This is a genomic window from Sphingomonas sp. (assembly GCF_035998645.1).
In the GTDB taxonomy this organism is placed as follows: Bacteria; Pseudomonadota; Alphaproteobacteria; order Sphingomonadales; family Sphingomonadaceae; genus Sphingomonas.
On record NZ_DASYHL010000005.1, the window covers coordinates 930,425 to 953,005 of the forward strand.

Below are 22,581 nucleotides of genomic sequence, written 5' to 3' on the forward strand. Positions count from 1 at the left end.
CGGCGGGCGAGCTTCCCGCCTTAAACGATGTCGCGGTCGCGCAGCATTGCCATTCCCGACGCGACGAAGGCCTCCAGGTCATTCGCCGTGGAAGGAAGCGCGGCTCTGAGGTTGATGAAGCCGTGAATCATCCTGGACGCTTCCAACCAACAGACCTGCCGCCCGGCCGCCTGTTCGCGTTCCGCATAGCGCCGCCCCTGATCACGGAGCGGATCCAGCTCGGCGGTCATCAGCAGCAATGGCGTCGCTGAACCGGGGGCCTGGAAAAGGTTGTGACGGATGGAATCGGCGGGCGCGGCGTACTGCGCATCGAACCATTTCATCGCCTCACGCGAAATGAGATAGCCGTCGGCAAAGTGATCGACCGACGGCCAGTCAAGCCCTGCGCCGACATAGGGGTAGAGCAGCCATTGCGAAACGACCTCGATCCGCGCGGGGAAATCCCATAGCGCTTGCGCGACGACCGCTGCCAGGTTCGCCCCGGCGCTGTCGCCGCAGGTGATCAGGGCGGAGGGCTGAACGCCGAGATCTTCCGGCGCAGTGGCGACCCATCGCGCCACCGCTTCTGCATCATCGACGGCAGCGGGAAAGGGATGCTCCGGCGCAAGGCGATAATCGAAGGCAAGGACCGGTAATCCGGTGCGATCGGCGAGCCAGGTGCAGAAGGAATCATGCGTTTGAAGGTTGCCGATGACAAACCCGCCGCCGGTCGAGCGCCTGCCCGCCGGCCACGACCGTGCCACGCTCCTGCGCATCGGCGAGCAGCGCCTTGATCTTCTCGAATTGAGCCAGGTTCTGCACAGGGCCGATTTGTGCGCCCTGGTTCGCGCCGTTGTCAACGATGGTGCTACGCGCGATCGCCGCGATCTCGTCGCAAAACGCGTCATACATCGCCTCGGGGACATAGGCGCGCTTGATCGCGACGCAGATCTGACCCGCATTCGCCATCGCGCCGGCGAAGACCTTGCGTGCGGCAACCGCCGGAGGAACATCGTCCAGCACGATCGCAGCATCATTGCCACCCAGCTCCAGCGTGACGCGCTTCAGGCTTTCTGCGGACGACCCCAGCACCTTCTTTCCGGTCGCAGTCGAACCGGTGAACGCGACCTTTGCGACATCGCGATGCGCCGTCAGATGCGCGCCCAGATCATTCTGGTCGCAAATCACGTTAAAGCCGCCGCGCGGGAGCGCCTGCGCGCACAGCTCGCCGAACAACAGGCTGGTGAGCGGGGTGGTCGGCGCTGGCTTCAGCACGACGGTGTTCCCGGTGACGAGCGCCGGTCCGATCTTGTTCATCGCCAGGACCAGTGGGAAATTCCACGGCGTGATCGCCACCACGACGCCCAGTGGCGTGCGATGCTCGATTACCCGATGCCCGGGTTCATCCTTCAGGATCTTCGTTTCGGGGCGCATCGCCGCGAAGGCGCGCAGCGTGAAGACGCTGGCCATCACTTCGAACATCGCCTGATCAAGCGGCTTGCCCTGCTCGGCAGTCAGAAGGCTCGCAAATTCGGATGCGCGCGCCTCCATGTCGTCGGCCAGTTTGGCGACTGCGCCAGCGCGGGTTTCAATGGGGAGCGCCGCCCATGCAGGAAACGCCGTTTTGGCAGCGGCGACCGCCCGATCCGCCAACGCCTGATCCGCTTTCGGGCAGATGGCGAACGCCGCCGCGGTTGCGGGGTTGTTCACCTCGAAGCTGGAGGTGCCATGAACGGCTTCACCGTCAATGAGCATCGCAAAACGCCGTTCGAGCACCCGTCTCTCCATTTCAGTCGTGCCACGTTCAGGGCATCTGTTGGCAGGCTATCGTCGCGGTCACGGCGTGTCTTGGACTGGCGCGAACCACCGATGAGGATTGGTGCGACTTCATGTCGGGTCGCGGTTCAGGCACCCTCCCCCAAATCGAACCGCCCCCTATCCACCTGCCGGACGTTAATTCGGGTGTAATCGCGTCGCGCCGCCGCTATGATGCCAGCGATGATAGCAACATGCTGCTGACATGGCTCAAGGGACGAACATTCTTCTCGCCGAGAATCGTCACGTCCGGCTCGTGACCGACAGTCCGATACCATCGGTCATCAGCGATCCACGGCTTCCGGATAATCCCATCGTCGCGTGCAACACCGCCTTTTGCGAGTTGACCGGCTATCCCGCCGACGAGGTGGTCGGGCGGAACTGCCGTTTCCTGTCGGGGCCGGCGACCGAACCCTGGCTGACCGAAGAGATCCGCCGAGGCGTTCGCGAGCATCGTCCGGTGCTTGTCGAAATCCTCAACTACAAGCGCAACGGGCAACCGTTCCGCAATGCCGTCCTGGTCGCGCCGATCTACGACGAACAGGACGCTCTGCTGTATTTCCTGGGATCGCAAGTCGAGATCGATGCCGATGGGGCAACACCGTCGAGCATGCGGCGGATTCGGGCCGCCGAAATGGTCAAGGCATTGTCGCCGCGCCAGGGGCAGATCCTGAAGTTCGTCGCAAACGGCTTGCTCAACAAACAGATCGCGGCGGAGCTCAATCTGGCGGAAAAGACCGTCAAGATGCACCGCGCGATCCTGATGAACCGGCTCGGCCTGCATTCGACCGCAGACCTTATCCGGCTTGCCGTGGAAGCCGGCCTGTAAGGCGCTGCCGCCGATACGGCACAAAGTCCGTATCGCCGGGACACCCGCCCCAATCTAATTCTGTCCAATCGCCGCAGTGGCGTTGCCGCACCCGGTTCAGCAACCCGGTGCGCGGCTGGGCATCATCGCCAGTTCCGGTGCCGCTGTGACGAAGGATCGGGAGATACAGGGCGTCTCAGCGTGGTTGAGTGGCATCCCGCATCATCCCTGCCCGGCGCACCCGTGCCGGGGATCAATGCGATGGAGAGTTCGATGGATATCGTGACACCCTTTCAATATTCCCTGATCTACAACGCCTTTTCCTTTACCTTTGCGACGATGGCCGCGGCAACCGCGTTTCTGTGGTTGAGCCGATCGCAAGTCGCGCCGGCGTATCGCACCGCGCTGACCATTTCCGGACTGGTTACCGCCATCGCCGCCTATCACTATTGGCGCATCTTCGAGAGCTGGATCGCCGCCTATACGTTCGGCGACGGGGTGGTCACCGCAACCCCCTTCGCGTTCAACGATGCCTATCGCTACGTCGACTGGCTGCTGACGGTGCCGTTGCTGCTGATCGAGCTGGTGCTGGTCATGCGCCTGTCGCGCGAGGAAACCATGTCCAAGTCGCTCCGTCTCGGCACGGCTGCCGCGCTGATGATCATTTTGGGTTATCCGGGCGAGATCTCGAACGACATTCCGACGCGCGTCCTGTGGGGCACCCTGTCGGCGATCCCGTTCCTGTACATCGTGTGGGAGCTGTTCAGCGGGCTCGGCAAGTCGATCGCGCAACAGCCGGCCAGCGCCCAGAACCTGGTGCGCAAGGCACGCCTGCTGACCTTCGCCTCATGGGGCTTCTATCCGATCGTCTATATGGCCCCCTATGCCGGCCTGACGGGCGGCACCGTCACCACGACGATCCAGATCGGCTATACGATCGCGGATATCGTCGCCAAGGCTGGTCTCGGGATCCTGATCTTCCTGATCGCGGTCCGCAAGTCGGAGGTTGAGGCCGAGGCCGGTGGGCATAAGGGCTATGCTGCCTGATCCCATGGCAGCACTTGCTTACCCACGCGTGTCAGAGCGTCGCCGTGCCCCCATCGGGCGCGGCGACGTCGTGTATCCGGCCTATTGGCTCGCCGCGGCGCTGCTGATCGGGCTGACGCTGCTCGGTGTGCCGCTGGATCAACCGGCGGCGATGGCGATTGCGACGATCGTGTTCATCGGCGGCGGGCTGCCGCACGGCGCCTATGACATTGCCTTGTTGCGGCGTTCGGTCGCGCTGGACCGAATTGGGATGGGGCTCGCGGTTGGCGGTTATGTCGCAATCGCCCTGCTGATGGTCTTCCTGTGGATGAGCGTGCCGCTCGTCGCGCTGATCCTGTTCCTTGCGGCGGCTGCAGTGCATTTCGGCGAGGACTGGCCGATGCTTCAGGATCCGCTGCTGCGGGTTGCGGCCGGCGCGGCGGTGATTGCGGCGGCGACGATCGGCCATCCCGCCGAGGTTGCGGCGCTGTTCGTCGCGATGAGCGATCCGCGCGCGGCAGTGATCGCTCAGGTCATCACCGCGGCTGCGCCCGTCGCGTTGCTTGTCACCGCAGTCGGCATCGCCCTTGCGTGGCGCGAGGGCAGCCTGTCCTGGGCAGTCGCGATGAGCCTGTGTCTCGTGCTGCTCGTGGTTCTGCCGCCCGTCATGGGCTTCGCGCTGTTCTTCGCCTTCCTCCACTCGCCCCGCCACCTGGCGCAGGCGCGCGCGCGGTTGCACGACATGACGCTGGCGCGTTGGATCGGCACCGGCGCGTTGCTGTCGGGCCTCGCCCTGCTGGGCTGGTTGGGGCTGCGCGCCATGGCGCCGGCGCATTTCGACCCGATCGTGGTTGCACAGGCCTTTCAATTGCTGGCATCGGTGGCGGTGCCGCATCTGCTGCTGTCGCGGTGGATCGAACGGCGGCTGGCTTCCGCCCCTCTCTCTTAAGAAAAGACCGCGAATTTATGACCCGTCGTACAGCGATCGTGATCGGCTCCGGCATCGGCGGCATTGCCTGCGCGATCCGCCTGCAAAGCCTGGGCTTCGACACCCGCATCGTCGAACAGCTCGATGATGTCGGCGGGCGCGCCTATGTCCGCCGCGCCGAGGGCTTCACCTTCGACATGGGGCCGACCGTGCTGACCGTGCCGCACTTCATCGAGGAACTGTTCGCGCTGGAACGCGACACAGCGATGCTGACGGCGCCCGACTTTCCGGACGACGTGCTGGGCGAGGGGCAGCGCATCGTCAGCGGCATCAGCGGCGGCCCCAACACCAGCCGCTATCTCGAGATCGTGCCGATCCTGCCATTCTACCGCATCTATTTCGACGACGGCAGCTTCTTCGATTACGATGCCGACCCGGTGAACGTGCGCGCGCAGATCGCGCGGCTCGCGCCCGAGGATCTGGAGGGCTATGAGCGCTTCCACGAGGCCGCGCGCGCGATCTTTCAGCGCGGGTTCCTCGAACTCGGCTATACCTATTTCGGCAGCCTGGGGTCGATGCTCAAGGTCGTCCCGGACCTGCTCAAGCTCGGCGCGGTCCAGCCGCTATTCTCGCTGGTCAGCAAGTACTTCAAGAGCGACAAGATGCGGCAGGTGTTCAGCTTCGAGCCGCTGCTGATCGGCGGCAATCCGCTGAAAGTCCCCGCAATCTATGCGATGATCCATTTCGTCGAGAAGACCTGGGGCGTCCATTATGCGATCGGCGGCACCGGCGCACTGGTCCGCGCGCTGGTCGTCAAGTTCGAGGAACTGGGCGGCATCGTGCAACTCAATGCCGAAGTCGCGCGGATCGAGGTCGAGAAGCGCGCGGGCAAGCGTGTCGCAACCGGCGTGACGCTGGCATCGGGCGAGACGCTGGCGGCCGATCTTGTCGTCTCCAACGCCGATTACGCGACCACCTATCTCAAGCTCGTCGACAAGGCGCACCGGCAGATCAATCGCGACGCGGTGGTCAAGTTCCGCAAGCAGAGCATGTCGCTGATGGTGATCTACTTCGGCTATGAACAGCGCGAGGGCGACCCCGATCTGCGGCACCACAATATCATTCTCGGCCCGCGCTACGAGGAATTGCTGACCGACATTTTCGAGCGCAAGATTCTCGCTGAGGACTTCTCGCAATATCTGCATATCCCGACGCTGACCGACCCGAGCCTTGCGCCGCCGGGCCATCACGCCGCCTACACGCTGATCCCGGTGCCCAACACGCTGGGCGATGTGGATTGGGATGCGGTCGGCGAAGGGTTTGCGGAGAAGGTGCTGAACTTCCTTGATGACCGCGGCTACATCCCGGGCCTGCGCGAGCGGCTGGTCTATCGCAGCTTCGTCACGCCCGATTATTTCGAGCAGACGCTCGGCGCCTATGCCGGCAACGGCTTCGGCGTCGAACCGCGGCTGACGCAGACCGCCTTTTTCCGCCCGCACAATCGCAGCGAGGACGTCACCAACCTCTATCTCGTCGGACAGGGCACTCAGCCCGGCGGCGGCACGCCGTCGGTGATGATGTCTGCCAAAATGACGGCGCGAGAGATTGCGCGTGATTATGCGGTCGATCCGCAGATCGTCGCGGGGATGCCCGGCTAGCGATCCGCCGAACGGATCTGGTCGGTCGGCTGAAGTGGGGCGCTGGTCCGCCCTCCGTCAGCGGACTGATCGGGTTCGGTACCCGCATTGCTTGGCCATGAACGCGACGATCGGGTCGCAGGCGAAGTCCGCCCCCTATCGATCAGCGATTGTCGCGGCGAAACCATTCGACATAGCGGGCGATCGAATAGGCGTTCATTGCCGCATGGGTCTCCGCCTCCCAGCCTGAATTGTGATCATCGGCGCCGCGCGCGTGGAGCAGCGCCCGAAGTCGCGGAAAATCGATCATCGCCGTGAGCGACGCGGATGCCTCCATGCGGGCGATGTCCGCCAGAATCTCCGGCTTGGCGCGATGGATCGCCGCCTGGAAATCGGGGAACAGATCGTCCCGCCGCCGCCCGCGCTGCTGAAACTCGCGCGGATAGATGTGCTGCAACGCCTGGCAGGCGAGGTAGCGGTTGCGCCCATCTTTCACGTACAGGTCCTGCGGGATCGCCAATGCCAGTTCGACCACGCGCTTGTCGTGGAATGGCCGGGTGAGAATCAGACCGTGACGGGCATAGGCGGCGGCGCTGCCGCTCCCGCTTCGAACGCGGTTCAGCGTCGCCAGCATCGGCCCGTGCATGTCGGTCAGGTCGGGCAGCGCGCGTCGCGATGGCGGTGCAACACTTGCCACAAAAGCCGGCTGCACAGCGAGGCCCGGCCCTGCGCTTCGCCGCATTCGCCAGCGCCGGATCCATTTGGGAAGAAGCCGCGGAACCACTTCACGCCGCAACGCCGCGGCGATCGATTGCCCCGTCAATCGCCGATGCGCACGCAGTTCGCGCCAGAAGCGGCGAAGCCGGCCGGCCGCCAGCCACCGGGCAAGCGCGGCGCTCCCCAGCGGATTGAGCGTGTAGTCGCCGCCATGCCCGTCCATCGCCAGCCTTACGCCCGCCGCTGCCAACTCACCGTACAGGGCATCGTTCACCGCCCCATAGGGTGAGGGTAACGGGTGGCGCTCCGCCAGCCGGGTCGTCATCGCTTCGAGAGGATCGAGCCCTTCCCGCGTCACCCGCCGCACCGACATCCACGGCATGTCCCGTTCGCACAGACCGACCCACGGCCCGGAGTGGCGGATTGTCCCCGAATAGCCGGGCGGCATCACCGATGCGGCGGCAGTCATCTGCTGGCCCGAACGGGCCAGCGGCGCGCGCGCCAGTCCGGCGATGGCGCCACTGTCGTAGCCGCCGCTCAGCAGCATTCCCGGCGCGTGCGACAGCCCGGCCAGCCGGTCGGCAACCGCCTCCCCCAGCACGCGCGCATAGGCTTCGACAAAATAGGCTTCATCGCGGTCGAGATGCACTGGATCGGCAGCCGGCTCCCAATAGCAGCGGATCACCGGCGGACGTCCCGGCTCGGCGATCAGCATATGTCCTCCGGCCAGTGTCTGGATGCCGGCGAACAGCGTAGCACCGGGAGGCGCGACAAACTCCTGCGTCAGCGCGCTGCACAGCATCGCGTCATCCAGCGCGCGCGGCACTTCCGGCAATGCCCAGAGACCGGCAATGTCAGGCGCGAACGCCAGCATGTCCTCGCCAAGATGATAAAACAGATCACGCTGGCCCATATGATCCCGCACCAGCAGCAGGCGGCGGCGGCGTTCGTCCCAGATCGCAATGACGAAATCGCCCAGCAGCCGGGTCGCAAAGTCATCGCCCCAGCACAGATACGCCTGCAGCAGGAGCGCGCTGTCCGGCAGTTGCGCAAGCTGGCCTGCATCGATCCCGAGTTCCGCACCGAGCGATTCGCGCGCGTCCAGCCGGACCGACGCGGCGAGCGTGATATGCCCTGCGGAATCGCTGACGGGCTGCAGATCGCGCAGGTCGCACGCGCGCAGCACCGTCCGGCAGACGCCCAGACCCAATTCCCCCAGCACCACGGTGTCGCAGCCGTCGCGCGCGAAATGCGCCAGCGCGTTCGCCATGCGGTCAAGGTCGCGTGCCGCGGCCATCGCCCCGTCGCGGCGCAAGAGGCCAAAGACTGCGCTCAAGACCGCTCAGCCGTGCGTCACGCTTGCGAGACCGTGTTGCTCCAGCTTTTGGACGAAGATCTCGACATCGTTGCGGCAGGTGGCGGCGTCGATGTCGAATTCCACGACCAGGTCATCGCACAGATCGCCGATGTCACGCGGCGCCTCGATCAATTCCCAGATACGCGCGCCCACCGCGTTCATTCCGACATAGGTGCCGCGATCGATGTTCATCATCATCAGCGCGTCGCCCAAATCGTTCGTGAGCCATTCGCCACTCCGCCGGATCATGCACATCTCCTTCGTTCTTCCGCGATTTGATAGTCGAGCCGCGCCATCATCGCGGCGTGACAGGATTCGATCCGCGCTGCCTGCGCGGCGCTGAGCTCCTCATGCCAGCCGCCCGCGACGCCTTTGCGGAAGAAGTTTCTCTCGGCATGCGGACGCGGCGCTTCGGCGAAGCCGGACGCCAGCTCCTGTGTCTTGAGCCCGTCGAATTGCGCGAAGCGCGCGGCGCGTTCGGCGGCTTCGGGCGACACCTTTACGCCTGCAAACGCCAGCGCGCGGGCCAGCACGCCGGCGGCATCTTCCTTCATGTCTTCGTAGCGGATCAGGTGGACCGGGATGTCGCACTGGTCGAGCCAACTTGTGTTGAAGTCGCTCCAGTCGAGCAGGCGTTGGCGAAATTGTCGGCTCAGCCGGTCGGTCCTGCCGCAATAGACTGCGTGCCGGTCGCCCATGAAATCGATGGTGTCGTCAAGCGGCGCAGCATGGTGGCTGGCGAGCGATGCAACGATATCGCGCGGATCGCGGACGATCAGGATCGCGCCCGCTGCGGCCTCCGCCCCCCCCAGCAGAGGTTGCCCCTGCGCGGTTTGCGTCCAGGCATCGTGAGTCTTGACGAAGGTCGCATCCTCGGCCCCGTCATGTGCTTCGTCGTCCAGGCCTATGGCCGCCATCCGCGCCATCGCCCGATAGGCTTCGGGCCGCAGCAGATCGCACTCCTCGTGCGTCAACAGGCCGGACGGGATCAGTGTCAGATTGTCGAAGGTCTCGCGCAGGCTGGCAATCGCGGGCGTGGGTGGCAGCCGGTTGATATCGGCCGGCTCCGCGCGCGTCACATTGGCGACCAGCAACCGGAACCAGGTGCTGCCCGACTTGGGATAGGAGGCCAGCCAGAACCGCCTCAAGCCGCGCACGCCGTCACGCCCAAGCTCCGCCAATGCGCCTGCAGCGATGCGAGCACCGCGGGCAGTTCCGCGAAATCCAGCTTGCGCGCGAGCGAGTAGATGCCGACCGACCGGGTAAGCCGGCCCGCTGCTTCGAAATAGAGCGGCATCTGGTCCATCTGCCGAACGAGCAACGGGCGATAGGCATTGTGACGGATGATTAGTGCCGCATCGACGATGTTGGGCAGGTGGATCCCCGGCGTCCATGGCCCCCGCGCTTCGCGCAGCGCGTAGATCGCCGCGATCGGCAGCGCGGTGCCGCTGGCGGCGCGCGGCTGAACATAGAATTTGCGGATCGCGTCCCGAACGGCATCGCCCTTGCGATGGCTAAGGTTCAGCCCCTCGGTGGCCTCTTCCCACAATTTGAGGTGCCGCCCGTCGGGATGGACCATCGGCGCCGCGCCGTCGCGCAGGTCGATCGCGCAAAGATCGTCAGAGACCAGATCGAGCCCGGTTTCGCACAGCGCGGCCGCGATCGTCGATTTGCCGGCGCCGGACGCGCCACAAAACAAGACCGCGTGATCGCCCACCCGCACCGCGCTCGCATGCAGCACGATGGTGCGCCGCTGGTGGAGAAGAATCCCGATGCCGGTTCCGGTCACGAAGATTGCCGCTTCCTTGCGATCCGCGGCGTCGGCGACCTGGTAAAGCAGTTCGCGTCCGTCGAGCATCATCATCCGGACGATGCCAGGCAGGTCCATCAGGAAGCGACCCTCGGCGATCTGCCAGCGCGGTCCGACGAACGTGGCGCCGTCGAGTGTCTCGGGGAGTTCGCTTTCGCGGATGGCGATTTCGGCGGAATCCGAAGGCGCGGTTGCGACCAGGCTGGGAAGCGCGATGTCGCTTTCTATCGTCAGGCCAGCCACGCGATAGCTATTCATCCGCCCCGCCCGGTATAATCGACTCAAACACGCGCCACTCCCAAAGTAATTGATTAGAGAAGCTCTAGCGTTCGATGTATTAAGATCGACGCGTGACAGTTTTAAATTGACGCAACACAACCAAGTTGAGATATACAGCGACGTTTAGCATTGATGCTTGGGAGATATTCATGGCCATGGAAAACAAAATGGATAGCGAAACGGCCTCCGGTGGACAGACTGGACGGAAACCTTGGACATCGCCCGACCTGATCTTCTCGGATATTTCGGATTCGACGGAGAAACTTTCGTCCACGTCCGAGTTCTTTGTACCCGAGTTTAACCGGACCCTCGGCCCGTCGTGACCTAGCCGGTTGGCGGCCAATTCAGATTTCGAAATCGACGCATTTCAGGTAGGACCTTGCCGCAACCTGGCTCCCCTCGCGGGAGCCAGTCGTTTCGGACCCGGCTCATAACCCAGGTTAACTATCCCCAGAAATGCCGATTTTGGCAGCTCCCATACCATGGCTGATATGCATCCGATTGACGCCCGCACCCTCGAAGTGTTCCGCACTGTCGCCGAAACCGGCTCCGCCACCCGCGCGGCGGAACGGTTGAACTCGACTCAGCCGAGCATCACCCGCACGATCAGCGCGTTCGAGAAGCAATGCGGCTTTTCGCTGTTCGATCGCGGTCGCTATGGCATGACGCTGACCGAGGCGGGCAGTGTCCTGCTGGAATCGGTGGAGCGCAACTTCGCCGGGCTGAACATGATTCAGCACGCGATCGGGCAGTTGCGGCAGGGGCTACCGGGGACGCTGCGCACCGTCGCGGTCCCGGTGGTGGCGGAAGGCGTGCTGTGTGATTTGCTGGGCGATTTCGCCCGCGCCCATCCCCGCGTCGCCATCAATATCAAGGCGGCCCGCCCGGAATTGGTCATCAACGACATCCTGACCGGCGAAGTCGATATGGGCGCGATCATCGGCTCGCCTCCGCAGGGGTTCGATCTCGAAGCGCGGGTCATCGGCCAGCGGCGCATGAAGCTCGCGGTGCCGAACGACCACCGCTTCGCCAACCGGGAGCGTCTGCACTTTCGCGAGCTTCATGACGAAGCCTTTGTACTGATGGTCCAGCCGCACAATATCCGGCTCGCGGTGGATATGATGATGAACGATTTTGGCGTTCGCCCCTCGGTCATGCACGAAATGTCGACCCAGCGGACCGTCGTCGAAATGGCGCGGCGCTGCGGTGCGATCGGGTTCGCCGACGATGAGATCATCGAATCGGCCGCCGATGGCGAAGTTAAGGCCGTCGAACTCGACCCGCCGACCGAATGGAACATCAACCTGATCCACCGTCGCGACCGGAAATTCTCTCAGGTGTTCACGGCGTTCCTCAACTGGCTGCAGGAAACCCATCCGGTCGGAACCACGCGGCCCGGCGTTGCTGGATGAACGCGCAGGGTGAGGCGCCCGCGACGTTTGCGAAGATCATCGCGCCGTTGTCGATGGCAGCGTTCCGGACCCTGCTGCACCAGCGCAAACCGCATCACGTCGTGGGCGATGCCGCCGATCGCTATGCAGGGCTTGCGGGCTGGGATAGCCTGATGGACGCGTTGCGGAGCGGCGAGGTTCCGGTCCGCAAGCTGCGGCTGTCCCAGCGCTCCAAAATCCTGCCCGGAGGGTTCTACCGCGACGGAAATCGCCTGCGCGTCGAAGCACTGGAAGCGGTGACGCGGTCCGGCGGCAGCGTGATCGTCGAGGCGATCCAGCCCCACCACGCAGCGCTCGGGCCGCTGTGCGCGTCGCTGGCCGAACAGCTGGGCGAGCGGGTCACCGCCGGCATGATCGCAACCACGGGAAGCGGCGGCGCCCTGCCCTCGCACCATGATGGCGAGGATCTGCTGATCCTTCAGGTCGAAGGCAGCAAGCGGTGGCTGATCGAGCAGGACCCTGCCCCGGATCCAATCCCGTACCTCAACCCGCTGAAAGGGCCGCGCACGGCGGCGCCGATCCTCATGGACCTGACGCTGAACGCCGGTGATTTCCTGTTCCTTCCAGCCGGCTACCGGCACAGGTGTGAGACGATCGGGGACCGATCGCTGCACATCGGCATCTTCATCTGGCCGCTCACGGTGGCGCGGGCACTCGATCTGCTGGTGCGCGACCTTGCCGACGCCCCGGATGCGCGCGCCCCTCTGCGCGGCGATGAAGATGCCGCAGCGGTGACCGAAACCCTGCGGCGCGCGCTGAGCGATCGGATCGCGCGGCTTTCGCTAAGCGCGCTCAGGCAGATGCATCAGGCGCAAAAGCTGAAGGGCGAATAAGCGATCCGATGCCCCTCGAACCCGCGCCAACGCTGGAACTGAGGGCTTAGTGGTCGCTGATGTTGCACCACGCCCCTGCGTTTGCCCGTTGCTGCAGGCTTGCGCATTAGACCGCCTGTTCCAACCCCACCCTGTGAACCAAAGCGGCCGCCCGAACGTTCGCTAGCGCAAGGAGACCCAAGATGCCCGTCGAGCCCCCCATCCCCGCCCAGCCGTCGATCCCCCCGCCCGAAGCGCCACCGATGCCCCAGCCAGGCCAGCCCGAGCCCGCGACGCCCGAAATCACGCCGCCAGCGCCGGACATCGACATCCCCGCCCCACAACCGGACAGCGAACCGCCATCAACGCCGATGCAGCCGGTGGCGTGAGGGTCAAGTCAACCGATCGTTGCGGATTGCACGAGCGCGCGAAAATCGCTGATCGAACGGTCGAAATAGTGCAGACGTGGGGCGTCGAACGTAATCATATACAGTGCACCCTTCGCGATCACCGCCGTCGCCTCACCCTTGCGGGTTAGCCCGTCGGTGTCAGTGAATTCATATGTAAATCTGACGCCGTCTTGGCCGAGGAATGTGACGGGTTCGGTCGACACGACGCGAAACAGTCCGATGCCCTTGTACGCTCGGTACGTTCCTTCGAGCAGTTCGGGTACCTCGACGAGCAGTGTTTTGCCGGTAAATTTGGGAAGCGGCTCCTTCTTTTTGCTGCGCTCCTTCACCAGCGGGCTCCCACTGGGGACAGCGCCGTAGAAGGTGATGTCGTTGAGCCGACCGCCGTCCAGAGTCCAGGTCTCGGCGTTCTTGCCAGGCTTCTCGGTCAAGCGATTCCAGTCGCGCGTGGGGGTAACTGACAACGCTGAGCCAGCGACAGCGACTTTCACACCCTTTTCGCGCAACTTATGAGAATTGGCATTTGAGGCACAGACCAAGGCGGCGGCGATGACCAAGACGACCGGGGCGTTGCGGGGTTTCAATTGGAAGTTCCTTCCTTGGGCAGCATCATACGGATCATTCCCGCATCTGGAGCGTCGGGCCTGAGCTCTAGATACTTATGTAGCGCCACTGTCGCTTCTGCAGACTGATCAATTTTCATCAGCGCCAGCCCAAGCCCTCGATAAGCAGTTCCAAGCGTTGGATCCAAATCGAGCGCGGCCCGATAGAAATCCACCGCATTTACCAAATCCCGGGGATTCCCCCGCGCACGATAGAGTTCAGCCCGCCCCAACCAAAGTGGAGCGGTCCAACCAGTGTCCGCCAGGGACAAGATGATAAATTCGCTGGCACCAAAGTCATTTAGCTTGATCTGATCGTCCAAGAATATCGGAAGCCATTCTTTCAAAGCCTGACTGTACTGCGCCGCACCGTCGTCGCGGGCAAACGCTGTCGGCTCAGCCAAAGCGCTCAAATAAGCAGCCCGCTCGGCGTCCGGCGGATGCGACGCCGAGAACGCAATCGCTTCGAAGTTGGGTTTCTTCATGCCTTTAGCGCGGGCAGAAGCTTCCGCTTCAGCCATCATGTTCTCCCAGATGCGCGAGGCAGCTTGCGGCTTCAGGTTGCTACTGTTCAAATATCCGACGCTCAGCAAATCAGCCTCGCGCTCCAGATTTCTGCTGTAGCGGTACAAATCTCCGTACACTGAAACTTTCAAGTCATGATACGACCTAGCTGTATCGTAGGTACGCGCCATTGCTGCAAGAAGACCTGCCCAAGCAATGACGTCAGTACCGGTGCGTCGTGCTTTAAATTTGTTCAATCCATGGCGCTGTTCGTAATGCCCGAATTCATGCCCAAGTAATGCGCCCAGTTCGGATTCACTCCGAATGCGCAAGAGCATCCCGCTATGGACCCGCATTGTTCCGTTTGGTGCCATACTCGCGTTGGGGATTGGCTCCCGGATCACGTACACCCGGACGGCATTGCAGCGATCGTCGCCAACAGTCCGGCAGAGTACCTGCTTCAAATAGCCCGTTAGCTTTGCGTCGCGGACCACAAGCGCAGACGCCGCGAGTCGGCGTTCCGACTCGTCATACTCTCGCCAAAGACCAATCTCATCGACGCCCTGCGGCTGATATGCGCTCACGTATGGCGGCGGCACTGGCGCGACTTGCGCCGATGCCGCGCCGACGGAGCCGCTCATTAGGCACGCGGTCGCTACAGCACGCGCAATCACTTTTGCGCGCTTTTCTTCAATGCCTCGCTGCCGGGGAAATCTTCAAGAAGCTGAGTCACCCGCTTTTCCGAGCCGTCCACGTCACGCACGTCGCCGCCCATCTGGGTATCTGCATTGAGCCACAGCAGATCACCTGTCTTGAGGTCAACAAGCCCGGCAAACCCCTGGTGCTCGCCCGACGTCACCGCGATTCCTGGACCCAGAAGCGCGAGCACCTGTAATACCTTGCGGCCCGTCGAGCCGTATGCGTCCTTGTTGTAGATGAAGAGCGCATAATCAGCATCCTTCGCACCCGGCAAATCGGCAACACCGGCTCCCATCGACCAATCGAATACATCCGCCTTGGCTTCACGTTTCTTGGTAGGGAGCCTGTTCCCAACAAAGAACTGGTACTCGATCACCGCCTGCGAAAGCGCACCAAACAGCAGCATGTGCTCCTCAAGGTTTTGCGCCTCTTCACCATAGGCTTCGGGTGCTACGATCACCGCATTACCCAGCAGTTTCTGATGCTTCTCGAGCGCGGCCTGGATATTCGCCTTCGCGCGCTCGGTCCATTCTGCGTTCGGTTCGAAGATACCACCGGTCGACTGTGCACCGACACTGACAGACGGACGAAAAACAAGTATCTTCTTGTTGCTGTTTGCCGCCAGTTCAAACCCCTGCTTTGTCGCAGACTTTTCCTGTGCAGAAGTCGGCACAACTGTGAAGCAGAGCATCGCAACAGCGACGCTGAGCGCAACTTTTTTGAGCATCATTTACCCCCGGGCGTCGAATCAATCCCCGATCCGCGCGGATATATGATTAATCGCCGTCGAGGCCTGTGCAAGGCGAATTGAGCCTGCGGCTAAACAGTTTGAAGCAGGAGCAAGGCTCGACGGCGGTAGGACAATAGCACTCGGCAATGCTTGCCGAGCCCCCCTACCGCGCCAGCGCCTTCTTGAGCAGGTCGTTGACCACGCCCGGATTGGCCTTGCCGCCCATCGCTTTCATCGTCTGGCCGACGAAGAAGCCGAATAGCGCTTCCTTGCCACCGCGATACTGTTCCAGCTGGCCGGGATTCTTCGCCAGCACCTCGGCAATCACCGCCTCGATCGCGCCGGTGTCGGACGTCTGCTTGAGCCCACGCTCCTCGACGATATTGCCCGCGCTATCGCCGGTTTCGAGCATGATCTCGAACACCTGCTTGGCGAGGCTGCCCGAGATGGTGTCGTCCGCGACCAGGCCGAGCAGCTCCGCCGCCTGCGCGGCGCTGACCGGCGAGTCCTCGATGCTTTTGCCCAGCTTGTTGAGCGCGCCGAACAGCTCCGACGCCACCCAGTTCGACGCCGCCGCGCCCTTTGCGCCCGCGTCGAGCAGTGCGTCGAAGTAGCGCGCAGTCTCGACCTCGGCGGTCAGCACGCCCGCATTATACGGTGTCACGCCCGCCGCGACGTAGCGCGCACGCTTGGCATCGGGCAGTTCGGGCAGCGACGCGCGGCATGCGTCCAAAAACGCATCGTCCAGCTCGAGCGGGAGCAGGTCGGGGTCGGGGAAGTAGCGATAGTCATGCGCGTCTTCCTTAGACCGCATCGACCGCGTCTCGCCGCGATCGGGGTCGAACAGGCGCGTTTCCTGCACGATCGTGCCGCCGCTCTCCAGAACCTCGATCTGGCGCTTCGCCTCGATCTCCACCGTCTGCATGACGAAGCGGACCGAGTTGACGTTCTTGGTCTCCGTCCGCGTACCGAATTCGGCGCCGGGCTTGCGCACGCTGACGTTGACGTCGGCGCGCATCGACCCCTGGTCCATATTGCCGTCGCACGACCCGACATAGCGCAGGATCGAGCGCAGCTTGGCAAGATACGCGCCAGCCTCAGCCGGCGAGCGCATATCGGGCTTCGACACGATCTCCATCAGCGCGACGCCGCTGCGGTTCAGGTCGACATAGGACAGGCGCGGATGCTGATCGTGCATCAGCTTGCCGGCGTCCTGCTCGACATGGATGCGCTCGACGCCGATCGTCTTGGTCTCGCCGTCGATATCGATCTCGACCTCACCCTCGCCCACGATCGGGTGGTAGAGCTGGCTGATCTGATAGCCCTGCGGCAGATCGGCGTAGAAATAGTTCTTGCGGTCGAAGCGCGACCATTTGTTGATCTTGGCGTCGATCGCCATGCCGGTGCGCACCGCCTGGCGGATGCACTCCATGTTCGGCACCGGCAGCATGCCCGGCATCGCCGCGTCGACGAGCGACACCTGCGTATTCGGCTCCGCGCCGAACGCGGTCGCGGCGCCGGAGAACAGCTTGGCGTTGGACGTGACCTGCGCGTGGACCTCAAGGCCGATCACGACCTCCCACTCACCGGTTTCGCCTTTGATGCGGTATGCTTCTGTCATTTCTTCCGCCTCGTCAGCCTAGGCAATGGCCTGGCCTCTGATTCCTGTGATGTCTTTTGCCTCTTTGCCGACCGGTCATCTCTGCGGCTGGGAACGAGGCGATTCAAAACGTCTGCAATGCCTTCCAACAGGTTTCCCCAGTCGGAAGGACTCACCACCACTGCTCCGGCCGCGCCGTGAATCCCGCCCGCTGCTCGATCGCCAGGCTCGCATTGAGCACGCCCTGTTCGTCCAGCGGCTTGCCGATGATCTGCAGTCCGAGCGGCAGCCCGTCCTTGTCCAGCCCGCCCGGCACCGACATCGCGGGGATGCCCGCCAGCGAAGACGGCACGGTGAACACGTCGTTCAAATACATCGCAAGCGGATCGGCCGACTTCTCGCCCAGCGCGAAGGCCGCGCTCGGTGCGGTCGGGGTCAGCAGCAGGTCGCACTGCAGCCACGCCCGCTCGAAATCGCGCGCGATCAGCGTGCGGACCTTCTGCGCCTGAGTGTAATAGGCGTCGTAGAAGCCCGCCGAGAGCACATAGGTGCCGATAAGGATACGGCGCTGCACCTCCGGGCCGAAGCCCGCCGCGCGGGTCGCGGCATACATGTCCTGCAACCCCGCCCCATCGGGGAGGTCGCGCAGGCCGTAGCGCACGCCATCATAGCGCGCGAGGTTGGACGACGCCTCCGCCGGGGCGATGATGTAATAGGCGGGCAGCGCGTATTTGGTGTGCGGCAGCGAGACCTCGACGATCTCCGCGCCCGCGTCCTTCAGCCAGTCGATGCCCTGCTGCCACAGCGCCTCGATCTCCGACGGCATGCCATCGACGCGATATTCCTTGGGAATGCCGACCTTCTTGCCGCGCAGATCAGCGCTTAGCGCAGCTTCCCAGTTCGGCACGTCGAGCTTGAGCGAGGTCGCGTCCTTCGCGTCGAACCCCGCCATCGCCTCCAGCATGATCGCACAATCGCGCACGTCGCGCGCCATCGGCCCGGCCTGATCGAGCGACGAGGCGAACGCCACCACGCCCCAGCGCGAGCAGCGGCCATAGGTCGGCTTGATGCCCGAAATGCCGGTGAATGCCGCAGGCTGACGGATCGATCCGCCAGTATCGGTGCCGGTCGCCGCCGGCACGAGCCGCGCGCTGATCGCCGCCGAGCTGCCGCCCGACGAACCCCCGGGTGCGAGCGGCGCATTGCCGCCATCCTTGCGCCGCCACGGGCTGATCACATTGCCGAAATAGCTGGTCTCGTTCGACGAACCCATCGCGAACTGGTCGAGGTTCAGCTTGCCCAGCATCCCCGCGCCCGCGTCCCACAATTTCTGCGAGACGGTGGACTCGTAAACCGGCTTGAACCCCTCCAGCATATGGCTGGCGGCGGTGGTCTGCACGCCCTTGGTGCAGAACAGGTCCTTCATGCCGATCGGCACGCCCGCCAGCGGCTTGAGCGTCTCGCCAGCGGCACGCGCGGCGTCGGCCTCACGCGCGGCGGCGAGGGCGTGCTCGGGCGTCTCGACGATGAAGGCGTTGAGCTGCTTGGCCGCGCTCACCTTGACGATGAACGCGTCGGCGACTTCGCGTGCCGAAAATTCGCCGGTGCGGATGCCGTCGCGCAGTGCCGCGACGCCGAGGTTGGTGACGTCGGTCATTATTCGATCACCTTGGGCACGGTGAAAAAGCCATGCTCGGCGAGCGGCGCATTGGCCAGCACGGCGTCGCGCATGTCGCCGTCGTTCACGACATCGTCGCGCAGGCGCAGCGTATTGGGGATCACGGCGGTCATCGGCTCGACGGACGAAGTATCGACCTCGCCCAGCTGCTCGATCCAGCCGAGGATGTTGTTGAGTTCAGGCGCGAGCCGCTCGGCGTCGGCATCGCTGATCGCGATACGCGCAAGGCTCGCGACCTTCTTTACGGTGGCGGGTTCTACGGACATGGGGAGCGCCTAGCAGCGACGCCCCCGTTTCAGCAAGCGGGGTTATTCGAACACCGGGCCGGCTGGCTTGCCCCCAAGAAACATCTGCCTTCGTTGCACAGGCCGAACGGTCACATCGCCTATAAGAAGCGCATCAGCAGGAACGCGCTGCGGCCCTGCGCCACGAAGCTGTTGCCATTCGCCACCAGCCGACCGAACAAATATGTTGGGAGTGGCCCAGCAGTAAGCTTCCGCCTCAAGTTTCCGTGAGCAGTCCCCGGACTCACCGAGCACAATCGCGGTTTGGCCATCCTCCTGCAGGAAAATGTGACAGGCCTTTCCGGTCCTGCACTCTTGCTCGGATATTTTCTGTTTTAGCCCCTCCGGCATCTGGGCACCGCGCGGATATACAGTGAACTGCCCTTTGAACGTTGGCTCGGGCAACTCGGCTATCAGCTCATATCGAGACGTAGCTTTCAAAGTCTCGCCAGCCTTTGCTCGCACGATCGCATCTGCCGACCTTCCTAACCGCTCCAACGCTTTCCGCCCCGGCTCGCCAAAGTCGAACGCCAGCGCCGCCCAGTCGAACTTGTCCGGCGATACCTTCCCCGACTCCAGCCGCGCGACCTGATCGCGGGTCGAGATCGCGTTGAAGCTGACCAGCGGCGTCGCCAGCAGCAGTGCGACGCCGCAGACGATCATCGCCAGATGCAGGTTCGCGGGCCGCACCCGCTGCGCCCAAGCCCGGCGCCCGCGGATCACGCTAGCGAGATACGCGACCGCCACCACGCTCGCGATGACGACAAAGGTCAGGCCCCACAACCGCTCCGGTGTGAACCCGTACTGCCCGATGCGCAGCCCGGTCGCGATTGCCGCGATCCCGACCAGCGGCAGGATCGCCACCGCCAGCACCAGCGCCGCCCAGCGGAGCACCCGATTACGCGGCGCATCGTCCCCACCATTGCCGATCACCGCATTGACCAGCAACAGCGCCCCGACCGCGCAGGCGAGCAGGATCGGCGTGGTCGACTTGGTCGCCTCCCACAAGGGCTGCAGCCCGGTGAACGGCAGCGCCAGCAGGAACAGCCCCAGCCCCACCGCCAGCACCGGCGCGAGCACCCCCAGCACCAGCATCGCGACATTCTGCAGCAACCCGACGATCCGCCGCTGTTCGCGCAGCAATGCGAGGCCGAGCCCGAACGCCAGCCCGACCAGCGGCCGCCAGAACCACTCCTTTTGAAGCAGATCCTTCAGCAGCTCGATCCCGATCAGATCGAACAAAGCGGCGAGCAGGAAGGACAGCAGAATGACGACACCGACAAACGCCCAAGCAAGGCACCACAGCACCGCATTGGTCCAGGCATGGTCATGCGCCAGAGGATAGGAAATCGGCCGAAACCCGCCCTCACGCCCCGCCTGAAACAGCGGCGCCGCAATCCCGATGGCGAGCGCGAGACACACCAGCCGCCACCCTTCAGTCGCGCTCCACCCCGATGTTGCCCCATTGAAATAGAGGATCAGCGCAGCGACCGCACCACATCCGACCGCGAAGACCGCCGAGCGGATCAGGTCGGTACGGATCACGACGAACCCGAACAGGATCGCCGAAACACTGACAAAGCTGAGCAGCGCGAGTCGCAACGCGCTCACCTCGGCCTGATACCCCGTGCCGATGATCCAGTGCGCGACCAGCCCCGCCGCCAGCCCCAGCGCGGCAAGGATCGGCGGCAGCAGCGGCCAGCGTTCGTCCCGTTCCCCGATCGCGTCCGTCATCCCTGCCCCCCAATCATGTTCGCCAAACTTGCATCCTTCGCAACCATCGCGCAACGGAAAGCGATTGCCCGGCAGCGGCTCATGCTGCATTGCACAATGGAGAGCCCGAAGTGGCGCGTAAGTTCCTCTATATCGTGGCGGTGTTGATCGTGCTCGCGCTTGCAGCGACCTTTGCGTACCGGATCTGGGGGGTGGAGCTGCTGCGGCAGGCCATGGTCCCCGGCGCGCGCTTCGAATCGCAGACGGCGCTCCCGACCGACAGCTATGCCCGCCCCGATATGTGGCTCGCGCGGCCCGACAAGTCGGGCAATCCCGCGCTGTGGACGCCCGCGGGGATCAAGCCTGCGGACAAGCCCGAGGCGGCGGTGTTCTTCATCCACCCGACCTCCTACCTCAACCGCGCGAAATGGAATGCGCCGCTGGACGACAAGGAGGCGAATGATCGCGCCAATCTGTTCCTGCGCGGTCAGGCGAGCGCGTTCAACGGCGCGGGTGCGATCTGGGCGCCGCGCTATCGTCAGGCGACGTTCGGCGCGTTCCTCACGACCAAGGCGGATGCGCAACAGGCGCTCGACCTTGCCTATCGCGACATCACCGCCGCCTTCGACCAGTTCCTCAAGGAAACGGGCGACCGCCCGATCATCCTCGCCGGGCACAGCCAGGGCGCGCTCCACCTCACCCGCCTGTTGCGCGACCGCGTGGCGGGCAAGCCGCTCGCGCAGCGGATCGTCGCGGCGTACGTCGTCGGCTGGCCGGTGTCGAAGACCGCCGACCTGCCCGCGCTTGGCCTGCCCGAATGCACCGCCGCCGACCAGCGCGGCTGTATCCTGTCGTGGCAGAGCTTTGCCGAGCCGGCCGACCCGTCGCTGATCCTCGATACCTTCGACGCCTCGCCCGGCTTCACCGGTGCGCCGCGCAAGGGCACCGCGATGATCTGCACCAACCCGGTAACCGGAACCCCGGCACCCGACGCTGCAACTGCGACGGAGATCGGAAACCTCGTCCCCGCCTCCGACTTCTCCAGCGCGACGCTGGCGAAAAGCGCAACGACGCTGCGCTGTGACGGGCGCGGCTTCCTGATGCTCGGCACGATGCCACAGGGCGTCGGCGGGCAATATGTCCTGCCGGGCAACAATTACCACGTCTTCGACTATTCGCTGTTCTGGGCAAATGTCCGCGCCGATGCCGAGCGGCGGCTGACCGCGCATCAGAAGGGCGGCACGCGCGGATGATCACCACCGACGCCGCTGCCTATCGCGAAGCCCTGCCCGACGGCGGGCGGCTGCTCGGCCTCGATGTCGGGACCAAGACGATCGGGACGGCTTTGTGCGACGCCGGCTGGTCCTTCGCCAGCCCCGCGCATTTGATCAAGCGCACCAAATTCACCGCCGACAAGGCCGATCTGGTGACGCTGATTGCGCAGCAACAGGTCAAGGGGCTGGTCATCGGCCTCCCCCTCAACCTCGACGGCAGCGACAGCCCGCGCACCCAGTCCACCCGCGCCTTCGCCCGCAACATGGCCGACCTCGACCTGCCCATCTTCCTGTGGGACGAACGCTGGTCCACCGCCGCAGTCGAACGCCAGATGATCGCGGAAGACCTCTCCCGCGCCAAGCGTGCCGAGCGGGTCGACAAGCTTGCGGCAAGCTATATCCTGCAAGGTGCGATCGACGCGCTCGCCGCGGGCTAGACTTGCCCTCCCCGCCTCGCTAACCGACAGC

Annotated in this window: 21 protein-coding genes and 1 pseudogene; 9 read left to right on the forward strand and 13 right to left on the reverse strand. The window is 64.1% G+C overall.

The genetic code is table 11. The annotated features are described in order from the left end of the window. Window positions 1-20 precede the first annotated feature (20 nt). Entirely contained in the window at window positions 21-755 is a 735-nt protein-coding gene (locus tag VGN66_RS18080) for an alpha/beta hydrolase (protein ID WP_327520167.1), read from the reverse strand. Next, window positions 706-1,767, reverse strand: a pseudogene (locus VGN66_RS18085) (aldehyde dehydrogenase family protein); the annotation flags it as partial. The gene VGN66_RS18080 and the pseudogene VGN66_RS18085, both read right to left, overlap by 50 nt. A 232-nt stretch (window positions 1,768-1,999) precedes the next feature. Here VGN66_RS18085 and VGN66_RS18090 point away from each other — a divergent pair. From VGN66_RS18090 to crtI, 4 genes are all read left to right on the forward strand, one after another. After that, the gene (locus tag VGN66_RS18090; RefSeq protein WP_327520168.1) at window positions 2,000-2,623 is read left to right on the forward strand and encodes a LuxR C-terminal-related transcriptional regulator; all 624 of its coding nucleotides are present in this window, start codon (window positions 2,000-2,002) and stop codon (window positions 2,621-2,623) included. 252 nt (window positions 2,624-2,875) lie between these two features. Next, window positions 2,876-3,649: a bacteriorhodopsin-like gene (locus VGN66_RS18095; protein WP_327520169.1), complete on the forward strand. Its 774-nt coding sequence runs from the start codon at window positions 2,876-2,878 to the stop codon at window positions 3,647-3,649. Window positions 3,650-3,677: 28 nt separating this feature from the next. Beyond that, window positions 3,678-4,577, forward strand: a complete 900-nt coding sequence (locus tag VGN66_RS18100) for a beta-carotene 15,15'-dioxygenase, Brp/Blh family (RefSeq protein ID WP_327520170.1) — start codon at window positions 3,678-3,680, stop codon at window positions 4,575-4,577. A gap of 17 nt (window positions 4,578-4,594) precedes the next feature. Continuing rightward, window positions 4,595-6,214, forward strand: coding sequence for a phytoene desaturase family protein (gene crtI / locus VGN66_RS18105; RefSeq protein ID WP_327520171.1), 1,620 nt, complete (start codon window positions 4,595-4,597; stop codon window positions 6,212-6,214). 142 nt (window positions 6,215-6,356) lie between these two features. Here crtI and VGN66_RS18110 read toward each other — a convergent pair whose 3' ends face one another. The 4 genes from VGN66_RS18110 to VGN66_RS18125 are packed head-to-tail and all read right to left on the reverse strand — an operon-like array spanning window position 6,357 to window position 10,335. Further along, complete coding sequence (locus tag VGN66_RS18110) at window positions 6,357-8,207, reverse strand: asparagine synthase-related protein (RefSeq protein WP_327520172.1); 1,851 nt, start codon at window positions 8,205-8,207, stop codon at window positions 6,357-6,359. A gap of 45 nt (window positions 8,208-8,252) precedes the next feature. After that, window positions 8,253-8,516, reverse strand: coding sequence for a PqqD family protein (locus VGN66_RS18115; RefSeq protein ID WP_327520173.1), 264 nt, complete (start codon window positions 8,514-8,516; stop codon window positions 8,253-8,255). Beyond that, complete coding sequence (locus tag VGN66_RS18120) at window positions 8,513-9,415, reverse strand: sulfotransferase domain-containing protein (protein ID WP_327520174.1); 903 nt, start codon at window positions 9,413-9,415, stop codon at window positions 8,513-8,515. The genes VGN66_RS18115 and VGN66_RS18120 overlap by 4 nt, the downstream gene beginning before the upstream one ends. Then, entirely contained in the window at window positions 9,412-10,335 is a 924-nt protein-coding gene (locus VGN66_RS18125) for a hypothetical protein (protein WP_327520175.1), read from the reverse strand. The genes VGN66_RS18120 and VGN66_RS18125 overlap by 4 nt, the downstream gene beginning before the upstream one ends. A gap of 503 nt (window positions 10,336-10,838) precedes the next feature. Here VGN66_RS18125 and VGN66_RS18130 point away from each other — a divergent pair. The 3 genes from VGN66_RS18130 (at window position 10,839) to VGN66_RS18140 (ending at window position 13,008) form a co-directional block, all read left to right on the forward strand. Continuing rightward, window positions 10,839-11,768 (forward strand): LysR family transcriptional regulator, encoded by a 930-nt coding sequence (locus tag VGN66_RS18130; protein WP_327520176.1) that lies wholly within the window; start codon window positions 10,839-10,841, stop codon window positions 11,766-11,768. Next, the gene (locus tag VGN66_RS18135) at window positions 11,765-12,640 is read left to right on the forward strand and encodes a JmjC domain-containing protein (protein ID WP_327520177.1); all 876 of its coding nucleotides are present in this window, start codon (window positions 11,765-11,767) and stop codon (window positions 12,638-12,640) included. The genes VGN66_RS18130 and VGN66_RS18135 overlap by 4 nt, the downstream gene beginning before the upstream one ends. Window positions 12,641-12,822: 182 nt before the next feature. Then, entirely contained in the window at window positions 12,823-13,008 is a 186-nt protein-coding gene (locus VGN66_RS18140) for a hypothetical protein (RefSeq protein ID WP_327520178.1), read from the forward strand. A gap of 8 nt (window positions 13,009-13,016) precedes the next feature. Here the strand turns inward: VGN66_RS18140 and VGN66_RS18145 are convergent, their stop codons facing one another. From VGN66_RS18145 to VGN66_RS18175, 7 genes are all read right to left on the reverse strand, one after another. Next, window positions 13,017-13,613 carry a hypothetical protein gene (locus VGN66_RS18145; protein WP_327520179.1) on the reverse strand — a complete coding sequence of 199 codons (597 nt, stop codon included), beginning with the start codon at window positions 13,611-13,613 and terminating at the stop codon, window positions 13,017-13,019. Then, on the reverse strand, window positions 13,610-14,776 hold the full coding sequence (locus tag VGN66_RS18150) for a M48 family metallopeptidase (protein WP_327520180.1): 1,167 nt from the start codon (window positions 14,774-14,776) through the stop codon (window positions 13,610-13,612). Before VGN66_RS18150 ends, VGN66_RS18145 begins: the two co-directional genes overlap by 4 nt. A 29-nt stretch (window positions 14,777-14,805) precedes the next feature. Next, window positions 14,806-15,564 (reverse strand): hypothetical protein, encoded by a 759-nt coding sequence (locus tag VGN66_RS18155; RefSeq protein ID WP_327520181.1) that lies wholly within the window; start codon window positions 15,562-15,564, stop codon window positions 14,806-14,808. A 163-nt stretch (window positions 15,565-15,727) separates the two neighbouring features. Further along, on the reverse strand, window positions 15,728-17,185 hold the full coding sequence (gene gatB, locus VGN66_RS18160) for an Asp-tRNA(Asn)/Glu-tRNA(Gln) amidotransferase subunit GatB (protein WP_327520182.1): 1,458 nt from the start codon (window positions 17,183-17,185) through the stop codon (window positions 15,728-15,730). Between the two features lie 151 nt (window positions 17,186-17,336). Next, window positions 17,337-18,821, reverse strand: a complete 1,485-nt coding sequence (gene gatA / locus VGN66_RS18165) for an Asp-tRNA(Asn)/Glu-tRNA(Gln) amidotransferase subunit GatA (protein ID WP_327520183.1) — start codon at window positions 18,819-18,821, stop codon at window positions 17,337-17,339. Then, window positions 18,821-19,108, reverse strand: coding sequence for an Asp-tRNA(Asn)/Glu-tRNA(Gln) amidotransferase subunit GatC (gatC, locus tag VGN66_RS18170; RefSeq protein WP_066660166.1), 288 nt, complete (start codon window positions 19,106-19,108; stop codon window positions 18,821-18,823). Before gatC ends, gatA begins: the two co-directional genes overlap by 1 nt. 42 nt (window positions 19,109-19,150) lie before the next feature. Further along, window positions 19,151-20,860 carry a DUF4153 domain-containing protein gene (locus VGN66_RS18175; protein WP_327520184.1) on the reverse strand — a complete coding sequence of 570 codons (1,710 nt, stop codon included), beginning with the start codon at window positions 20,858-20,860 and terminating at the stop codon, window positions 19,151-19,153. 110 nt (window positions 20,861-20,970) lie between these two features. On the opposite strand from VGN66_RS18175, the gene VGN66_RS18180 reads away from it, so the two are divergent. After that, complete coding sequence (locus tag VGN66_RS18180) at window positions 20,971-22,092, forward strand: DUF3089 domain-containing protein (protein ID WP_327520185.1); 1,122 nt, start codon at window positions 20,971-20,973, stop codon at window positions 22,090-22,092. After that, window positions 22,089-22,550 (forward strand): Holliday junction resolvase RuvX, encoded by a 462-nt coding sequence (ruvX, locus tag VGN66_RS18185; protein WP_327520186.1) that lies wholly within the window; start codon window positions 22,089-22,091, stop codon window positions 22,548-22,550. The genes VGN66_RS18180 and ruvX overlap by 4 nt, the downstream gene beginning before the upstream one ends. The last annotated feature ends 31 nt before the right edge of the window (window positions 22,551-22,581 follow it).